We start from the raw sequence: 18,700 nt of genomic DNA, 5'->3' as shown, positions 1-18,700 counted from the left end.
GATAAATTAAATGAATAAAGCAAAAGGTAAATCCAGAATCACTACATTCCTTGGTCCGGTTGAAAGCCTTGAAAGTTATGTCCGTGCCGAGTGGTGGAGAGAGATATTTAATGCCAATTATATCAGAACAGACGGTGATGTTGTTGATGACAGTGAGATCACATCAAAAGAGACTGACAGCTTTATCAGTCTGACAGATCTCTCAAAAGATGACATAATTCTTGATCTATGCTGCGGGCAGGGCCGGCATTCAGTTGAACTTGCAGCAAGGGGCTTTAAAAATATCTATGGTCTTGACAGGTCACATTACCTGATAAACAGAGCAAAAAAACAGGCTGCAAAGGACGGCTACAGCATTAATTTCAGGGAGGGCGATGCAAGGAAACTCCCTTACTCCACTGATTCATTCGACTGTATTATTATTCCGGGTAACAGCTTTGGCTATTTTGAATCATGCGACGATGACAAAAAAGTCCTCCTTGAAGTGTTCAGGACATTAAAACCCGGTGGAAAATTACTTCTTGATGTATCAGACGGAGATTACCTGAAAGAAAATTTCACGCCAAGAAGCTGGGAATGGATAGACAAAAATTATTTTGTATGCAGGGAAAGGTCACTATCTTCCGATAATGAAAGGCTTGTAACCCGTGAGGTTATCACTCATGTCAGCAAGGGGGTAATAGCTGACCAGTTCTATGCGGAACGGCTTTACAACCCTGAAATGATCTCTTCCATGCTTAAAGAATGCGGTTTTAAAAATATCCGGATACATGAACCCATCATAACAGAATCACAGAGAATGCAGGATCTTGGTATGATGGCACGCCGCCTAATCATAACTTCGTCTGTAGAGAAAGAGTGGTCACCTAAGAAGAAACAGGCCAATAAAAAAAGATCAGTAATTGTGATTATGGGTGACCCGGAACTGGAAGATAAGGTAAAACCTCTCTGCAAATTCGATGAAGATGATTTTAAGACCATTTCCCAGCTGAAAGATGCACTTTCCGGTCTTAAGAATTATAAATTCACCTATGTAAACAGCCATAAGAATCTCATGAGTTACCTTATCAAAAACAAAAACAGGTTTGAATTTGCATTAAATTTATGTGATGAAGGTTTTTCAAATGACCCGGAAAAAGAGCTTCATATCCCTGCATTACTTGAAATGCTTGATATAGAATACTCCGGCGGAAACCCGCAGTGTCTTTCTTACTGCTATGACAAATCCCTTGTGCGTGGTATTGCAAAGGAGCTTGACATACCGGTACCAAAAGCATTCATGATAAACCCCGAAGACAGTTCATTTATTGAATTCCCGATACACTTCCCTGTTATAGTTAAGCCAAATTATGGAGATTCGAGCGTTGGAATAACAAAAGACAGTATATGCAGCGATGTGAATGAGCTTCAGGATGCAATACTCAATGTCAGAAAAATTTCCGGAGCTGAAAAACCAATCCTTGTTGAGGAATTCCTGACCGGAAAGGACATAAGTGTAGGAATAATAGGCAATCTTCCGGATGAATACACAGTTCTGCCTGTAATAGAAGAGGATTATTCTGCACTCCCTGAGGATCTGCCAAAAGTCTGCGGTTATGAAGCTAAATGGGATCCTGAGAGTCCATACTGGAATCTTAAATCAATACAGGCCGAACTTCCGGAAGATGTAATGAGATTCCTTACTGCGAGCTGTATCAGACTGTATGCGAGGCTTGGCTGCCGTGATTATGCCCGTTTTGACTGGCGGCTTGATAAAAACGGCACTCCAAGGCTTCTTGAAGCCAATCCAAATCCCGGATGGTGCTGGGACGGACATCTGGCAAAGATGGCAGGATTTGCAGGAATGAACTATCAGGATATGCTGGAAAGTATAATGATAAGTACTGAAAAACGCATATTCCCGGACAATGAAGAGATAGAATCCAAAGTAATACCGGAAATGAATCCGGTTACAAATTAATTTCCGGAAGAACTTAGCCTGTAAAGTAAAAGTAATGATGTGGATCTCTCTTTCAGATCCACCACAGTATTTTAATTCCGGTCAGTTATCTATCTCTCCTGAATCTGTATTCAGAATTACTGTGCCGCTATCCTGAACAGAATAATTTTCAGGATTTTTAATAGCATCTACAGGATTGCCACCGGTCTTACCATAATTATCAATGGCGTAATCATACTCGTCCTCATCTGAATAATCAGTGCCAGCGGGACTGACCACAGTAACCTGATTGACATACGCATCACGGGCATATTCTTCATTGTAATACCCTTCAGCCTTATCAAGAATACCGGCACCACCCATAGTGTTGTAACTCTCTTCATAACCGGAATCTTCCACTTCTACCTCAACAGTCTTATTCATATAATCAAGACCATATGGATCTTCAGAATCTTCACCATTTTCCGATGGACCCGGAATATCACGTTCATAAATGCATCCGGCAGACAGAATTAATCCAATCGCAACCAGAACAATTAAAAAAATAAGTTTTTTCATCATCTTCAGCCTTAAAAATAATTGTCACTGATATTATAAATTATGTCGGCAAAGTGAATGCCTATCCTTAAATTCATCCGGATAAATCAGATTTCAATACCCCTGATCTCCTTTAGGCTCCCCAGATCATTCTCCAGTTTACACTGATGAATAAAATCCATAAAACCGACATCACCTCTGGCATAATCAGAATGCCATCTCTCAGGCACCTTAAACCGGCTGTACAGCTCATCACGATCTGCCTCAAAAGAGAGTGGTTTTCGTTTCATGAAATCTGCGGCTGAAACAGTTATACCATCAGTTTCTGCGAAGAGAGCCTTTAGCCACTTAAAACCTTCATGTGAACGAAGCAGATGGTGATCAAGAATGAAAATTTTAACTGACGGAATTTCAGCTATTGAAACAGCATTCTTCCATGCAAAATTTCTGTCCTCAACAGAGAGCCGACCGAGATATAAAGGCGGCCCGGATGCAAAAACAACATCCGGTTCAAAATTCCGGATAACATCAACAGATTCCCTGTTTAACAACTGAATATCAGAAGCATGAAGAAATGATTTCCCCCCATCAGAAACATCTCTAATCTTAGTCATAATTACTGTTCCAGGATGGCTGCCGGAAATTCCATGCGGAACCGGCAGTGAACACTGCACAACAGCATCACCACTGCCTTCAGCCGCCGGCAGATCGTCCTTTCCAATATAAGCAATGAGATCCAGCCGCCTCCTTAGTGAAACAGTTGAACAACCATCAGGTCCTTTACACCAGAACTTAGCACCCACACGAAATTTAATGTCCTGCAAAGGGATCTGATATGGATTTGCATCAGCAAGGGGCAGGTGATCACCGTGGTAGTGACTGATTACAATATCGGTAGCCTCAGAACAGGCTTCAATAATCCGCTTCCTGACCGCATCACCGACTGCTACCTGACATGGATGGGGAAGAAGGCCGTGCCGGAGATAACCCAGGGCAACACCCGGATCAATCAGAATACACCGGTCACCGGTTTTAATCCGACAGCAAAGCCCACGAACCCCAAGCGATTCAGTACCAAGAATAGTGACCTCCATATTTTTACTATGGCAGGCATATATGAAGAGAACTTCGTTATAAGAAAAAAACAGTAAATGGCATTTACATACCTGACATCTCAGAGATTTAACCTTTCAGAAATACCTTAATAGCCAGATATTCCTCAAAATCAGCAGATCTTTCTTTATAATATGAAAATAACTCCTCGCCCCATCTAAGGCAGGAACAGGACCCACAGATGAAGTCATGAATTGAATCATATGTTCTTTTGTCATTTAGGTAAAATCCCAGGGACAGTTTTTTGTCAGTTACCGTAAGACCGACAGGAATGATCTCATCAGTGACAAAAAACTTCAGGTTTTCAAAATACCGGTACTCATCAATATTATTGAAATAAGGAGGTTCTATAAGCTTTAAAGCCATTTCTCCGGATATAACCAGTTCTATTTCAGCACCGGATTTAAGGCAGTCAATCATTGTAGTTCCGATCTCCCCCGTTCCCCATGTTGAAATGCCATGTATATGATCAGCCTTTCTTAATAATTCATGGTAAAATTCCATCTTCTGCCTGTAATTTACCGTCGGATCACATATTAAAACGGCGCTGTGCAGCATGCCGAGATTTTCAACAGCAAAATCAGGAAGACTCTCATAATTATGAATCATAAAATATTCCGGATTTTTTATTATCAGGATGACAAGGTTATAGATATCATATAATAATTCATCTCTTCCGGGTTTGGAAATCGCATCTGCCGGAATAAGTCCTCTCTGTAATTGGTCAGAATCTTCACTATCATAGATGGATAGTAAATACCCGGAGAGAAGACCAATATCCACGTAAGAGACATCTCTGCATAAATTATTTCTTCTGCCATTAAGTTCAGAAAGCAGATATAAATACTTAGATCTAAGAACAGCACCAAATTTAGTCAGGGAATATTTATTATCATCTCTTTTAAGAATCAGAAAATCTGCAAGATCGTCTGCATTAGCTGACATATTATCAGAGATGAACTCTTCAATATATGGACTGCTTAAGCCGTCAGAGGGACTTTCAGGAAAATTAAGAATCATAGATACTGATTCCGGACTAAAAATCCTGCATATAATATCCTGGTACTGAAGGAAATTATCATTCACTGTCGGCAACATAATTTACTATAATAGCCGTAATCAGATTAATAAATGGCGTTAATGTAGTAATAAGAAAAAAGATTTATTAAATTATTAAATATTATTCCTTCTTCTCAGGCTTTGGCGCAGGTTCAGGCCCCTGTATCTTCTCTACAAGATAAGGATCAGTTACCGGTTCATGATAGACATTGCTGGTAAATATACAGTCCTTAGGACATGCCTCAGCACATGAATTGCAGATTATACATCTTGCCCTGTCAATCTGCCATGTCCTCTCCTGTTTGGATACTTCAATGGCATTGGCAGGGCAGTGCCGGCTGCAAAGCCCGCAATAGATGCAGTCCTCAATATTAATTTCAATATGGCCCCTTGACGCCTCATATCTCCTTGCCGGTACAGCAGGGTACCTTCGGGTTGCAGGCCCGCCGGCGAGTGATTTAAATATCCTCTTTGCCATTGTAAAGGTGATTTTAGCCATAAAATATCACCTCTCCGCGCAACCGATACATGGATCGATTGTAAGGACAATTACAGGAACATCAGCCATCTCACATCCGGCAAGCATCTTCACAAGCGGAGGAATGTTTGTAAGCGTAGGTGTTCTGACACGCTCCCTGACAAGATATTTTGTGCCGTTGCCTTTCAGATAATGGATACATTCTCCCCTTGGCTGTTCAACCCTTGAGAAGTACTCACCATCAGGATTGCCCTTAACCTTTACATCAATGTCTCCGTCAGGTATTTTGGCAATCGCCTGCTGGATCAGATCTGCTGACTGGACAACCTCCTTTGCACGCACCATACATCTGGAATAGCAGTCTCCGTCATTCTCAACAACGGGTTTAAAGTCAAGTTCCGGGTATGCCGCATATCCGGTCTGACGGATATCAATTGCAACACCACAACCTCTTGCAGTAGGACCACAGGCTCCGAGTTTATATGCATCATCCTTAGAGAGATAGCCAACTCCTCTGGTTCTGTGAATGACAGTACTGTCATCAAAGAAAATATGATTCATCTCAGTAACCTGAGCTGAAATCCTGTCAAGATTTGATGACATCTCCTTTAATTTTTCAGCAGAGATGTCTCTTCTTACACCGCCCACTTTACATGAACCCTGAATGACCCTTCCGCCGGTTGTCTCCTCCATTTCATCAAGAACCTGTTCACGTATTCTCCAGGCCTCCATAAAGAGGTTCTCAAAGCCCATTGCATCGGCAAAAAGACCCATCCAGAGAAGATGGCTGTGCATCCTTGAATACTCGGACCAGATAGTTCTCAGATAATGTGCCCTTTCCGGAACCTCAACGCCCATAATATTCTCAATACCCTGACAGAAAGCAAGACTGTGAATAAAACTGCATATCCCGCAGATCCTCTCTGCGATATATACATAATCCTTATATTCCCTCGTCTCAACAAGCTTTTCAAGACCCCTGTGAACATATCCTATCGAAGGCACAGCCTCAATAACCTTCTCATCCTCAATCACAAGATCAAGATGAATAGGTTCAGGAAGCACAGGATGCTGCGGCCCGAATGGTACAACCGTTCTTCTTCCCATTATTCTCCGCCTCCGTTATTTTTCTTCTTTGAAGGAACTTTTTTCACTGTAATATTATCATTGAAAGGATGAGGAATACTGGTCTTAAAGAGATAGCCGTTAAAGTCAACATTCATACCTTTAACTTTTATATCATAGAGATCATGCATCTCATTTTCATAGATGAAAGAACCCCAGTAAGAATCTGAAATACTTGGAACAACAGTATCTCCTGATATTGTAATTCTCAGGTTTTCAAACCTGTAATCCTTTTCAAAGGAGTAATTAATCTCAAAAATATCATCTATCTTTGTACAGCCAATCTGGACAAGGCGATAGCCGTCATCAGACTTCTTCTTCACCTCACCCGGAAGTTCCTCTACTGAAATATCTCTCAATAACTGATCTTCAATCGTCATCTTATTGCCCCCCTGCATTCTTCATATCTTCCTTCTTCTTCTCAAGAATACCCAGAGCCTTCACAACACCGTCAATAATTGCCTCAGGTCTGGCAGCACATCCGGGGACATAAACATCCACAGGAATCAGTTTGTCCACACCTCCGGCAAGATTATAGCAGTCGTGGAACACTCCTCCGGAGAGTGCACAGACACCGATTGCCACAACAACGTTTGGTTTTGGCATCTGGTCATAGATATTTTTTATAACCGGCTTATTCTGTTCGTTTACACCACCGGTAACCAGGAAAACATCAGCATGCTTTGGATTTCCTGTATTGATGATACCAAACCTCTCTATATCATAGAGAGGTGTCAGGCATGCAAGTACCTCAATGTCACAGCCATTACAGCTCGATGCATCATAGTGTATTATCCACGGGGATTTTGTAATATATGCCATATCTCTTCACCTCAGATGATATACAGAGCCATAAGGTTCAGTACTCCGGCCACAGCAGTGATAATCCAGCAGCTTTTAAACATAAAGCCCCATTTCACCCTTGCCGTTGCATTGTCAACAAATATCTCTAAGAGATATATTATTGCAATAACGATAATTCCGACTATCGGGGCAGCCATTCCAAAGAAGAGGAACAGGAAACCCAGGAGAAATACCGTTTCATACAGATGGGCAAGCTCAACCATTGCAAGTGTTGACCCGGCAAATTCAGTATTTAATCCTTTTACAAGCTCCTGATGGGCATGATGTGATGTGGAAATATCAAACGGAGATTTCCTCAGCTTTACTGTCAGGATATAGATGCATCCGATGAATATACCCGGAAGTGTCAGAATCAGCGGATCTGCGAAAGTCAGGATATCAGATGTGTTGAACGATTTTGTGACTTCATAAAATCCGACAGCCGCGATGATGATCATAGGCTCAACAGCCATAAGCTGAATCAGTTCACGCTCGGCACCTATATGTGCATATGGAGATCCGGACGAGAACGCACCAAGTATCAGGAATACATGGGCCAGGGTGAGCGCAAATATCACCAGAAGAATGTCGCTTCCGGCAAAGAAGAGCGCACCAGTAATAATGATGAATACAAGATAACCAAATATCCAGAAATTCTGTGATTCATGCACAACCATCTTCTCTTTCTCAAAAAGCTTGAGAATATCGTATATGGGCTGAAGCACAGGCGGCCCTACTCTGCCCTGCATTCTTGCAGTTATTATTCTGTCAAGTCCGAATATGATACCTCCGACAAAAGGTGAGAGTACAATGAACAGCAGAATGCCAATCCACGGATTATCAAATATAAACTGAGTGAGGCTCACATTACCACCTCCAGAGGTATAAAGAAGGATATCAGAATGAACAGAACAACAAGAAGGACAATAGTCATCAGATTGCCTATTCTATTGAGTTTTTCCTCTCCGAAAATATCCTCAAAATAATAATTTGAGAATTCAGTCTCCTTCATAACACCCATACTGCCAAGGAATCTGAGATCATCTCCGGTTGCTCTTGCACCCATATACTGTGGTTTAAGCGTCCTGCCCTTTGCAAAGTGGGAGAGACTCAGTGGCAGGAGTATTACAAGAACCACCATCATAAGCATGATCAGCATATTGTTCAGGCTGAGCAGGTGCGAAGCCGTATTATAAACTGTGTTGATATAAGGCTCAATCATAGTTGACGATATTAACGGGAACAAAAGGCATGCAAAAACTGTCAGACCGCCAAGGGAGTATATTGCTGCCATCTCCGCACCTGAAGCTTCCTTTTCAATCGGATTTCTCTCAGATTTCACTTCAATCAGTCTTCCCATCCATTTAGTCCAGAAAAAGACTGTCATTCCGCTTCCATAAGCAATAATTGCTATCAGCAGCATTCCGAATGGCGGCATAGCGTTGACAAATGCATGAATGGATGCCCATTTTGAGATAAGCATACCAAACGGTGCAAGGAACATACCGGCCATTCCAATGAGCATCATGAGCGCAATCTTTGGCATTGTTGCGATAAGTCCGCCCATATCCTCAATATCCCTTGAATGCTTCTTGTGCTCAACAGATCCTACAGCCAGGAAGAGTAGTGATTTGGCAACCGCATGGAATATTATCAGCAGTATTGCTGCCCATACAGCCTCTTCAGTACCGATTCCTGCACATGCAACGACCAGTCCAAGATTTGCAATTGTTGAATATGCAAGAACCTTCTTTGCATTACTCTGGCTGATGGCAATTCCGGATGCGACAAGAAATGTAAGCGCACCAATAACAGCAAATGCAATTCCAACCAGATTTCCCTCAAAAACAGGTGCAAACCTGACAATTACATATACACCTGCCTTAACCATCGTGCTTGAATGCAGAAGCGCTGAGACTGGAGTTGGTGCAACCATTGCGCCAACAAGCCATGATGAAAAAGGCAACTGGGCAGACTTGGTAAGCCCGGCAAATCCTATAAACCCTGCTGCAACAAGTGCCACTCCAGGGCTTGCCTTTAGAAGTTCATTAAGATAAATGTCATTTCCGGTGGAATACGCATTAACAAATAATATAGCCCCTGCAAATGCAACACCTCCAACCGTATTTAACAGCAGTGCCCAAAAACCGTTCTTCCATGACACCTCATCCCTTGCATATGCAATGAGCAGGAAAGAACAAAGCGTTGTAATCTCCCAGAAGAGGAAAAGCCACATGATATTGTTTGAAAAGACAATTCCAAACATTGCTGAAAGGAAAAGAAACATCAGGAAGAAGAACAGCGGTCTGTTGTCAGGTGTGTCCTTATGATGGCTCTGATAGTCTCTCATATATCCGGTTGCATAGACACAGATCAGACTTCCGATTATACCTATAATCAGTGCCATTATTAATGAAAATTCATCAATAAAAAGATCATAACCTGACATATGCGTCGGCTGAAAGACAATTTCAGTATATCCCATGATTAAAAGCTGCACTGCTGCAAGCACTGAAATGAGATATTTTTTATATTTCACACTGATGCCGATAATGAAAATTCCGATTGCAACCTCAGCCGCAATTATTATCGGATCAATTAGCGCACTTTCGATAGAAAAAAATACCTGACCACGGCCAAAATATTCAAAAAGAAGATATATTGACCCAAGGCAGGTTACAACTGCCGCAGCTTTGACAATTGTATCCCTGACCCCGTTGTTTGGCAGGACAAGCATTAATAATCCGGCAAACAACGGAAAGAGAATAAGAAATATTATTGATTCCACAACGTTCCCTCTGCTTTTTATATTCTAATTTCACACTATTTATCATTATCAATTTGGTATGATAATGAATAACATCCAATTTCAATTAATTTTGCAATAAGCTGACCGGATATCCGGCGTTATAGATCTATTTAATCAGAATACAGATAATACTGACTAATTAAATATCTGTTAATATACTAAAAAATGCAGACTAGTAAATAAGATTTATAAAAATAATTGAAAGTTCATTCCTCATCAGTGATGATCTGAACATTTACAATATCGTGTTGTCTTTCTGCAAGCTTGTTGGCCTTAAAAATATTTTTACCGCCTTTGCCGATTGCAATTCCACGGTCTTCCTCTGCAACATCAACAAGTGCAATAAATTCTCCTTCATCGTTTTCAGTTATATCAACAGATATTACTCTTGCCGGAAGGAAACAGTTCTTAATGAATTCTTCAGCTTCGTTTGAAAATTCCACAACTTCGATCTTTTTTCCGAGATCTTCTGCTGCTTTTTTAATGCTTGTTCCCTGTTTACCGATTGCACGGCCCATGTCACCAGGATTGATGACGAAGATTAAACGATCGTTCTTCTCATCAATGATACAGTCACGGCTTCCTGCTCCGGTTATATCTTCAAACTGTTTCATCAGCTGAAGGGACTGCTCATTCAATACAATTTCACCCATAATCAGGCCCTCTTAAGTGAGAGAATGTCAGATTCCCCTGCATCCTCAACTGCAAGGGCGCTGACCATAAACGGCTTACCGCAGGTTTTACCCAGCTGCATGCTTGATCCATTGTATGTGTGGACAAAAACATCTTTTTCTTTAAGATATGTTATAAATTCTCCGGGACAATTATTAGCAACAATCACAATCTGTGCTTTTCCTTCTTCTATACAGTTTCTGGTCTCTTTCTGTCCGTTAACTACTGCACCAGATTTGATTGCTCGTCTGAGAGACGTTTCGAAATCCATTGAAATTCTCCTAAATTTAGATTTAATTAATAAGGGGCCTTATTCAGGCAACCCTCTTTTTGGCTATAAGCTTTACATCGCCGGTTCCAAGCTGAATTGGCTGTCCTACAATGACGTTTTCAGTTACACCTTCTAAAATATCTTCTTCATTGGCAATTGCCGCATCAAGAAGATGATTTACAGTAACCTCAAACGCAGCACGTGAAAGGACACTCTCCTTTTCACCTGCAATACCATGACGTCCAATCTGCTTAACTTCACCTTCCATGCACATCATATCAGCAACAAGCATAATGTGTCGGACATCCACCTGGATACCCTGTTCACGAAGTGTGCTTAAAGCTTCATCGATAATTGCATTTCTGCCTGCCTCAATACCAAGCACTTCTGAAATTTCAGCGATGTTGTTTGTTCTGGTTCTGGATGTATCTACACCCTCGACCTCAAATACACCTTTTATATTAGAGCCTTCAGTATATAGAATATACTCTCCGTTTTCCTTTCGGACAACAACACGTTCAATGTCATCTATGCCCTGAACAATGACATTTCGTACATATTCTGCAAGGGTGAAAAGATTCTGATAACTGTCATGATTTTTAGGCTTGAATATCAGACAGGCGTCATCTATGTCCTGTTCAAACTCAAAATCCCTGTAATGGCTGCGTTCCTTAATTTTGGCCGGTGCACGATCAAGGATATCTTCAACAGATATTTTCCTCTTTTTGCATACATCCCTGTTAAGTCTTACCTCAACAACCATTTCAAGCATATCAGTTGTAATGTCCCCGAATTCATGGAGCGGCGCGGCCTCAATCTGCCAGCTGACCTCACGCGCCATATCTCTGTTTGTTGAGTAATCTCCTTCAAGATGTATGGTCATAGTAGGAGTGCTTGGATTTTTCCTTGCATCCATTATTTCGATAAGGCGCGGCAGACCAAGGGTGACGTTAATTTCAGCCACACCCGCGTAGTGGAAAGTACGCATGGTCATCTGAGTGCCCGGTTCACCAATGGACTGGGCAGCTATAACACCAACAGCTTCACAGGGTTCAACTCTGGTATTATTGTACTCGATCCTGATACGGCCCATGATATCATCAAACTGCTCTCTTGTAATCTTTCTGCTTTCAAGGTATTTCAGAAGGTCATTCTTTGTCTTGAAAGGAAGATCAGCATCTTCAATCTCTTTAAGCATTTTCTTATCCATCTCAGGACACCTCCTCTTCAAGTACACTTTCGATAATACCTTTCACATCAACCGGATCTCCATAACAGCTCTTTGCCGGATCAGTGGAATCCTCACCGTACTTAAACTGAATGATACGACCGCCTGATGTTCTTACTGTCTTGTCATAACCTACTTTCAGATCCTGAAGCGCGTTGATCATACGCCTCTGAAGATAACCGCTCTGTGATGTACGGACCGCAGTATCTACAAGACCCTCTCTTCCTCCTATTGCATGGAAGAAGAATTCTGTTGGATTGAGTCCGCTCTTGTAACTATTACTGACAAATCCATGAGCCTCAGAACCACGGTCACCTTTTTTGAAGTGAGGAAGTGTTCTGCCCTCATAACCTCTTGTGATACGCTCACCACGTACAGCCTGCTGTCCGATACATCCGGCCATCTGGGTCAGGTTGAGCATTGAACCTCTTGCACCACTGACTGCCATTACCACAGCACTGTTGGAGAGACCGAGGTGACGCCCTGCAATATCTCCCGTACGGTCACGTGCTTTTCCAAGCACCTGCATGATCTGCATTTCAAGGGTCTCTTCAAGAGTTCTTCCGGGCATCGGTTCAAGCTGACCGTCTTCATAGATCCTGATACGTCTTTCTACATCATCAGCAGCACTGTCCAGAACCTCATCAATCTGGCGGTATTCGATCTTTGTCAGGTCTTCATCATCAATTCCGAATGAGAAACCGTCATACATAATTCCGCGGATGGAAAGTTTTGTAACGTCATCAACAAACTGCCTTCCCCTTCCAAGTCCGGCAGTTCTGATAATTCTCTGAAGAATTACTCCATCAAATGCTCCGATTGATTTTTTATCAATTGTTCCGCAGATAAGTTCTCCATTTTTAATCCTGACAAAGGCATCACGATCACATCCTTCCTGTTTGCACTTATCACAGTTGGAACAGGAACTTGCACGATAGACCATGTTAAGGCCGTCCGGAAGGATCATTGAGAATACCTGTTTATTAGACCAGTAATCTATACCGTCCTCAACCTTACCTGGTTCAGGCAGATGTTCCGGTGTACTGGACTGAAGAAGATACAGAACTGCCTTTTTATCAAACCACCTTAGAGTGTGCGTCAGGATGAATATCCCTGATATGTGGTCATGTATTCCGCCGATAATCGGACCGCCGAAACGGGGCGAGAGAATATTTTCCTGGACACTCGCAAGCATATGCGCTTCTGCACGTGCCTCTTCGGTCTGCGGAACGTGAAGGTTCATCTCATCACCATCAAAATCCGCATTGTATGGTGGGCATACTGCCGGATTAAGGCGGAATGTTTTGCCATCCATCAGGACAATTCTGTGTGCCATGATACTCATTCTGTGCAGTGACGGCTGACGGTTGAAGAGTACAATGTCGGTGTTCCTGAGCTGCCGGTCAACAGTCCATCCAGGCTCAAGCATCTCTGCGACACTCTCCCTTGTCATATCTGTCAGACGTACACGCCTTCCGTCAGGTCTGATAGCATAGTTCGCACCACAGGGTGAATTCAGATTAGGTCTCACAGGCCCTGTCGTAACCATCTGCCTGACCTCATCGATATTAAAAGGAGTTACCCTGATTGGAACACTCATCTCATTTGCAATGGCAAGAGGGATACCAACCTCATTAATTGAAAGATTAGGATCAGGTGAGATCACAGTACGGGCAGAGAAGTTAACACGCTTTCCGGATAGTGAACCACGGAAACGGCCGTCTTTACCCTTAAGACGCTGCGATATCGTCTTTAGCGGCCTGCCGCTTCTGTGCCTTGCCGGAGGACATCCTGCTACTTCGTTATCCATATATGTTGTTACATGGTACTGCAGAAGTTCCCAGAGATCTTCGATAATTAACTGTGGTGCTCCGGCATCCTGATTTTCCTTGAAACGCTGATTGATACGGATAATATCTACGAGCTTATGTGTCAGATCATCCTCTGAACGCTGACCGTTTTCAAGAATAATTGAAGGCCTCATTGTTACAGGAGGCACAGGAAGAACAGTAAGAAGTGTCCATTCCGGTCTTGCAACTCTGGCATTTATACCCAGAAGATGTAAATCTTCATCAGGAATTTTTTCAAGTCTTGAACGGATGTCCGATGGTGTTAGTTTGTGGTCAATTTTTTTGCCGTTTTCATCCGTCATTACTTCAGAGAATGTTGTCGGTTTCTCGAAATTGATCTTTAACTGCTGTTCACCACAGTACGGACAGACCCTCTCCTTTTTGATATCCTTCTCAGAGATGACATCGTCATTTCTCTCTTCTTCAGGGCCTAAAACTTTCTGAACCTCATCCTGACTTAATAGCAGGCGACCACATTCGCGGCATGAAACTCTGAGAAGTTTTCTTATAAGTCTTGTATAGCCAACATGGATGACAGGCTTTGCAAGTTCAATATGACCGAAATGACCTGGGCACTCACTTGCCCTGTTGCCACAGGTTTTACAGCGAAGACCAGGGTCTATAACACCCAGATGGAGATCCATAAGACCCTGCGGATAGGGAAATCCGTCATCATCATATGTATCAGCCCAGATAATCTTTCTGACACTTGTCCGGCGTATATCCTTTGGAGATAAGAGACCGAATTCTATTTTTTCTACCCTTTTTGGACTTGTCATATATTAATCCCCCTTATACCTGATCCTCAAGATGCATCCTTGGTGCTATACACATACTCTTCATTTCATCCAGCAGAAGCTTGAATGCGTAACTCATTTCAACAGAATAAATATCTGTCTCATTTCCACAGGCAAGACATCTTGTAACATTACGGTTTTTGTCAAGGAATGCAATCATCCCACATTTCGCGCAGACATACTGTTCAACCTTGTCAGATTCATCAAGCAGGCGCTCTTTAAGAGCCATTGCAGCGCCGTGTCCTATCAGAACATCACGCTCCATCTCTCCAAATCTCAGACCTCCTTCACGTGCACGACCTTCTGTCGGCTGGCGTGTAAGAACCTGAACCGGACCTCTTGAACGTGCGTGCATCTTTGATGAAACCATATGATACAGTTTCTGATAATAGATTACGCCGATGTAAATGTCTGCCTTGAACTGCCGGCCTGTAATTCCGTCATACATGACTTCACGGCCATTATGCGAGAAGCCCAGTTCTTTTAAGGATTTACGAATTCTGTCCTCAGGTTCGCCACTGAAAGCAGTTGCGTCAATTCTTCGGCCTTCAAGTGAACCTACCTTTCCACCAATCATTTCAAGCATGTGTCCGACTGTCATACGTGAAGGAATTGCATGAGGATTGATGACGAGATCAGGTGCAATACCACTTTCTGTAAAGGGCATGTCAACCGGAGGAACAATAAGTCCGACAACACCTTTCTGACCGTGTCTTGATGCAAACTTGTCACCTACTTCAGGGACACGCAGATCTCTTGTTCGTACCTTAACGAGGTGTGATGAATTTTCACCTTCGGTTACAATGACGGTATCAACAATTCCGCATTCATTGCTCCTCATTGTAACAGATGTGTCGCGCCTCTTCTCAACAGCAATCAGTTCTCCGCTGGGTTCTTCAAGGAATCTTGGAGGGGATGTCTTTCCAATAAGGATATCCTTTTCATGGACCTCAGTTTCAGGATTTATCACTCCGTCGGAGTCAAGGTTCTGGTAATATTCCGGTCCGCGTGAACCTGATACTTCCTCATCAGGAACTTCTATTTTATCAAGCTGACCGCCGGGGTAGCGCCTCTCCTCACCATCATATGTCCTGAAGAAATGGGACCTGCCGACTCCGCGATCAATGGCGGCTCTGTTGAATATGAGTGAATCTTCAATATTGAATCCTTCATATGAGAGAACTCCGACAACAAGGTTCTGTCCGGCTGCGCGATCATCTGATCCAATTACCTGGGAGGTCTGTGTGTGTACAAGAGGTTTCTGAACGTAATGCAGCTGATGGCCACGTGTATCCGGCCGGAGCTTCATATTGGAAGCACCAAATCCAAGGGCCTGCTTAACCATTCCGGCACCCATGGTAACACGTGGTGATGCATTATGTTCCGGGAAAGGAACATGCGCCGCACCGATTCCAAGAATCAGAGCGGGATCAATTTCAAGATGTGTATGTTCGGGAGTCAGGTCATCTTCATTAATTGCAATTAACAGGTCTTCCTCTTCTTCAGCATCAATGAATTCAATTAGTCCTCTCTCAACAAAGTCAAGAAAATCGCATTTGCCTTCCCTGAGAACATCAAGGTCCTCATTTACCATCAGGGGCCTTCCGCCCTCAACAACAATAAGGGGGCGCCTTGCCCTTCCGCGATCGGTGTGGATGATGATGTCGCCATTATATTCCTTATAGGAAATATTAATTTCATTGGACAGTTCACCACGGCGCCTCATTTTCCTGACATTGCTCACAAGTTCAGCAGGTCCGTCGCAAAGGCCGATAAGAGCACCGTCTACGAAAACCCTTGATTTTTTAGTAACTCCTGTGCTCATATTAATTCCCTTTTAAGCTCTTCTACACCAAGATTGTAGAGTGTTCTTGATACAGCCTTCTCATCTTTTACGCCTTTGGAGATCTCAACCATCTGTGCAAAGTTCTTCACAAGACCACAATTAGGTCCTTCAGGAGTTTCTGATGGACATATGCGTCCCCACTGTGTCGGGTGAAGATCACGCGCTTCAAAGTGCGGCTGTGAACGTGACAGTGGTGATATTACGCGCCTCAGGTGTGAAAGCACTGCCATATGATCAACCCTGTCCAGAAGCTGGGATACTCCTGTTCTTCCACCGACCCAGTTTCCGGTAGCCAGAGGATGAAGGAGGCGCTCTGTGAGAACATCTGCTCTTACAGCAGTTGCAATTGAGAGATCTCTGTGTCTCATACTGGCCCTCTCAAGCTGGTATTTGACATCGCGCGTGAGACGGTTGAGTGAAATCCTGAAGAGATCTTCCATTAAATCACCTGCAAGTTTTAGGCGTTTATTGGAATAGTGGTCCTTGTCATCTATTCTTCTTTTATCGAGAACAAGATCAAAACATGCTTCTGCCATACGACCGAGGAAATGAGCTTTTGCAAGTCTGATACCCTCTAAAGCATCCTGGTATCCTGGATCCTCCTCTTTCATGCCAACCGGCATAAGTTCGTTCAGGTGAGGGAGAAGGTAGTTGTCAAGAACAAATTCTGCGCGTTTGCGTTGATAATCCCGCGTCTGGTTTGGAGCGAGTTTCTTCCCGACATACATTATGCCTTCTTCAGTATCTGCGCATTCTCCTTCTTCAAGATTCTGAAGCATGAATGTGAGGATATCTTCATCAGTTGATACTGCATTTACTACATCATGATCGCTTGTTAGCCCGAGTGCACGCATAAGGTCTACAAATTTAAGATGTCCTGCAACGGACGGGAAAGAAACATCCAGAAGATTCTTTTTGTTTCTTTCAACAATTACAAGTGCTCTGTAACCTCTGTACTGTGAAAAAACCTTTGCTACATATATTTTCTCACTGTAACGCTCAGTAAACTCAGTCATGATCTTGTTAGACGCAAGATCTTCAAGAGTCATAAGTACTCTTTCAGAACCATTTACAATGAAGTATGCTCCTGGATCGTGCGAATCCTCACCATGCTCTATTCTTTCATTATCTGACAGACCATAGAGGTTACATGATGCAGATCCCACCATCACAGGGAGCTGACCTATTGTTGTTGTTACAGGATCCTGTCTTACATCGCCCTGCACAAGAACCATATCAAGTTTTATTGGTGCAGCGTATGTGAGATTCCTGAGCCTTGCCTCACTTGGATAAAGGCTTGACTGTGAACCGTCAGCTTCACGCACAACTGGTTTTTCTACTCTAATATTTCCAAGCTCAACCCATACAGGCTCGTTGTCCTTACCTCTCTGCGCAACATCAGTTTCAATAATTCTCTGTTCATCAACAACTTTCTGGAGGTTGAATTCAAGAAAATGATTGTATGAATCGAGCTGGTGCCTCGCCACATGGGCGCGGGAAAAATATGACTGTGATAAAATTTTTCTATCCAACAAAAATGACCACCCTTAAAAAGAATTTAAATTATTTCTTAGGCCGTTTTACGACCAGACGATACGCTTCTGCCCTGCCCGCAGTCTGACTTTCACGAATAATACGAATTACGTTATTGATTTTTACATCAATTTTCTTGTTATTTTCATCCCTGATATCACTAATGGAAGGGTCGTCATGGTAAATTTTTGGCAGTTGATCACGGGTGATCCTGTAGAAGGACATAAGTTCATTTACTTCCTCCTCGCTCATAACCTGATGGTCCGGAACCATCACGTGTTTTAATACAGAATATTTGGTGCTCATCAATAATACCTGCTGAAATGTCGAGTTTTGTTCAGATGCATCACCATAAAAAAATACAAAGCGCCACACACTTTGACATTTGGTGGCTAACGGGCCCGAGGGGATTTGAACCCCCGACCACCTGATTAAAAGTCAGGCGCTCTGCCTAACTGAGCTACAGGCCCATTATTGAAATTAATTCAGCATTATTAAAATGCATTATGATTATTTAAATGTATCTCTCGATTTAAATGTATTTAATTTCACCCATTCCAAAATGAAAATTCATCGCGCAAATACCTGTTAAATAGCCCT

Annotated in this window: 17 protein-coding genes and 1 tRNA gene; 1 reads left to right on the top strand and 17 read right to left on the bottom strand. The window is 42.7% G+C overall.

What is annotated here, in order from left to right; all coding sequences use genetic code 11:
- The first annotated feature begins 10 nt into the window (after positions 1-10).
- On the top strand, positions 11-1,960 hold the full coding sequence (locus METLIM_RS08920) for a methyltransferase domain-containing protein (protein ID WP_004077827.1): 1,950 nt from the start codon (positions 11-13) through the stop codon (positions 1,958-1,960).
- Positions 1,961-2,041: 81 nt separating this feature from the next.
- On the opposite strand, the gene METLIM_RS08915 is transcribed toward METLIM_RS08920, so the two are convergent.
- The 17 genes from METLIM_RS08915 to METLIM_RS08835 form a co-directional block, all read right to left on the bottom strand.
- Positions 2,042-2,500, bottom strand: coding sequence for a hypothetical protein (locus METLIM_RS08915; RefSeq protein ID WP_004077825.1), 459 nt, complete (start codon positions 2,498-2,500; stop codon positions 2,042-2,044).
- A gap of 83 nt (positions 2,501-2,583) precedes the next feature.
- Positions 2,584-3,570: an MBL fold metallo-hydrolase gene (locus METLIM_RS08910; protein WP_004077823.1), complete on the bottom strand. Its 987-nt coding sequence runs from the start codon at positions 3,568-3,570 to the stop codon at positions 2,584-2,586.
- Positions 3,571-3,658: 88 nt separating this feature from the next.
- Positions 3,659-4,609 carry a transcriptional regulator FilR1 domain-containing protein gene (locus METLIM_RS08905; protein ID WP_048145787.1) on the bottom strand — a complete coding sequence of 317 codons (951 nt, stop codon included), beginning with the start codon at positions 4,607-4,609 and terminating at the stop codon, positions 3,659-3,661.
- A gap of 160 nt (positions 4,610-4,769) precedes the next feature.
- Positions 4,770-5,147, bottom strand: a complete 378-nt coding sequence (locus METLIM_RS08900; RefSeq protein ID WP_004077819.1) for a 4Fe-4S binding protein — start codon at positions 5,145-5,147, stop codon at positions 4,770-4,772.
- A gap of 6 nt (positions 5,148-5,153) precedes the next feature.
- Entirely contained in the window at positions 5,154-6,233 is a 1,080-nt protein-coding gene (locus tag METLIM_RS08895) for a hydrogenase large subunit (RefSeq protein WP_004077817.1), read from the bottom strand.
- Complete coding sequence (locus METLIM_RS08890) at positions 6,233-6,631, bottom strand: NADH-quinone oxidoreductase subunit C (RefSeq protein WP_004077816.1); 399 nt, start codon at positions 6,629-6,631, stop codon at positions 6,233-6,235. The genes METLIM_RS08895 and METLIM_RS08890 overlap by 1 nt, the downstream gene beginning before the upstream one ends.
- Before the next feature lies 1 nt (position 6,632).
- On the bottom strand, positions 6,633-7,073 hold the full coding sequence (locus METLIM_RS08885) for an NADH-quinone oxidoreductase subunit B family protein (protein ID WP_004077814.1): 441 nt from the start codon (positions 7,071-7,073) through the stop codon (positions 6,633-6,635).
- A gap of 11 nt (positions 7,074-7,084) precedes the next feature.
- Positions 7,085-7,960 (bottom strand): NADH-quinone oxidoreductase subunit H, encoded by an 876-nt coding sequence (locus tag METLIM_RS08880; protein ID WP_004077812.1) that lies wholly within the window; start codon positions 7,958-7,960, stop codon positions 7,085-7,087.
- Entirely contained in the window at positions 7,957-9,882 is a 1,926-nt protein-coding gene (locus tag METLIM_RS08875) for an NADH-quinone oxidoreductase subunit 5 family protein (protein WP_004077810.1), read from the bottom strand. The genes METLIM_RS08880 and METLIM_RS08875 overlap by 4 nt, the downstream gene beginning before the upstream one ends.
- Positions 9,883-10,109: 227 nt before the next feature.
- Entirely contained in the window at positions 10,110-10,556 is a 447-nt protein-coding gene (locus tag METLIM_RS08870; RefSeq protein WP_004077808.1) for a NusA-like transcription termination signal-binding factor, read from the bottom strand.
- A 2-nt stretch (positions 10,557-10,558) separates the two neighbouring features.
- A complete protein-coding gene (locus tag METLIM_RS08865) occupies positions 10,559-10,846 on the bottom strand; it encodes a 50S ribosomal protein L30e (protein ID WP_004077806.1) in 288 nt (95 codons plus the stop codon).
- A 43-nt stretch (positions 10,847-10,889) separates the two neighbouring features.
- A complete protein-coding gene (gene rpoA2 / locus METLIM_RS08860; RefSeq protein ID WP_394295892.1) occupies positions 10,890-12,044 on the bottom strand; it encodes a DNA-directed RNA polymerase subunit A'' in 1,155 nt (384 codons plus the stop codon).
- Between the two features lie 13 nt (positions 12,045-12,057).
- Positions 12,058-14,703 (bottom strand): DNA-directed RNA polymerase subunit A', encoded by a 2,646-nt coding sequence (locus METLIM_RS08855; RefSeq protein ID WP_004077802.1) that lies wholly within the window; start codon positions 14,701-14,703, stop codon positions 12,058-12,060.
- A gap of 13 nt (positions 14,704-14,716) precedes the next feature.
- Entirely contained in the window at positions 14,717-16,546 is a 1,830-nt protein-coding gene (gene rpoB / locus METLIM_RS08850) for a DNA-directed RNA polymerase subunit B (protein ID WP_004077800.1), read from the bottom strand.
- Positions 16,543-18,102, bottom strand: a complete 1,560-nt coding sequence (locus tag METLIM_RS08845) for a DNA-directed RNA polymerase subunit B'' (protein WP_174266683.1) — start codon at positions 18,100-18,102, stop codon at positions 16,543-16,545. The genes rpoB and METLIM_RS08845 overlap by 4 nt, the downstream gene beginning before the upstream one ends.
- Positions 18,103-18,130: 28 nt before the next feature.
- Positions 18,131-18,406 (bottom strand): DNA-directed RNA polymerase subunit H, encoded by a 276-nt coding sequence (locus tag METLIM_RS08840; RefSeq protein WP_004077797.1) that lies wholly within the window; start codon positions 18,404-18,406, stop codon positions 18,131-18,133.
- A 90-nt stretch (positions 18,407-18,496) separates the two neighbouring features.
- Positions 18,497-18,570: transfer RNA gene (locus METLIM_RS08835), tRNA-Lys, on the bottom strand.
- Positions 18,571-18,700: the final 130 nt, after the last annotated feature.

The sequence above is a fragment of the Methanoplanus limicola DSM 2279 genome, from assembly GCF_000243255.1.
Taxonomy (GTDB): Archaea; Halobacteriota; Methanomicrobia; order Methanomicrobiales; family Methanomicrobiaceae; genus Methanoplanus; species Methanoplanus limicola.
The sequence above is the reverse complement of the archived record's forward strand: the minus strand, read 5'-3'. Positions and strand labels throughout refer to the sequence as shown.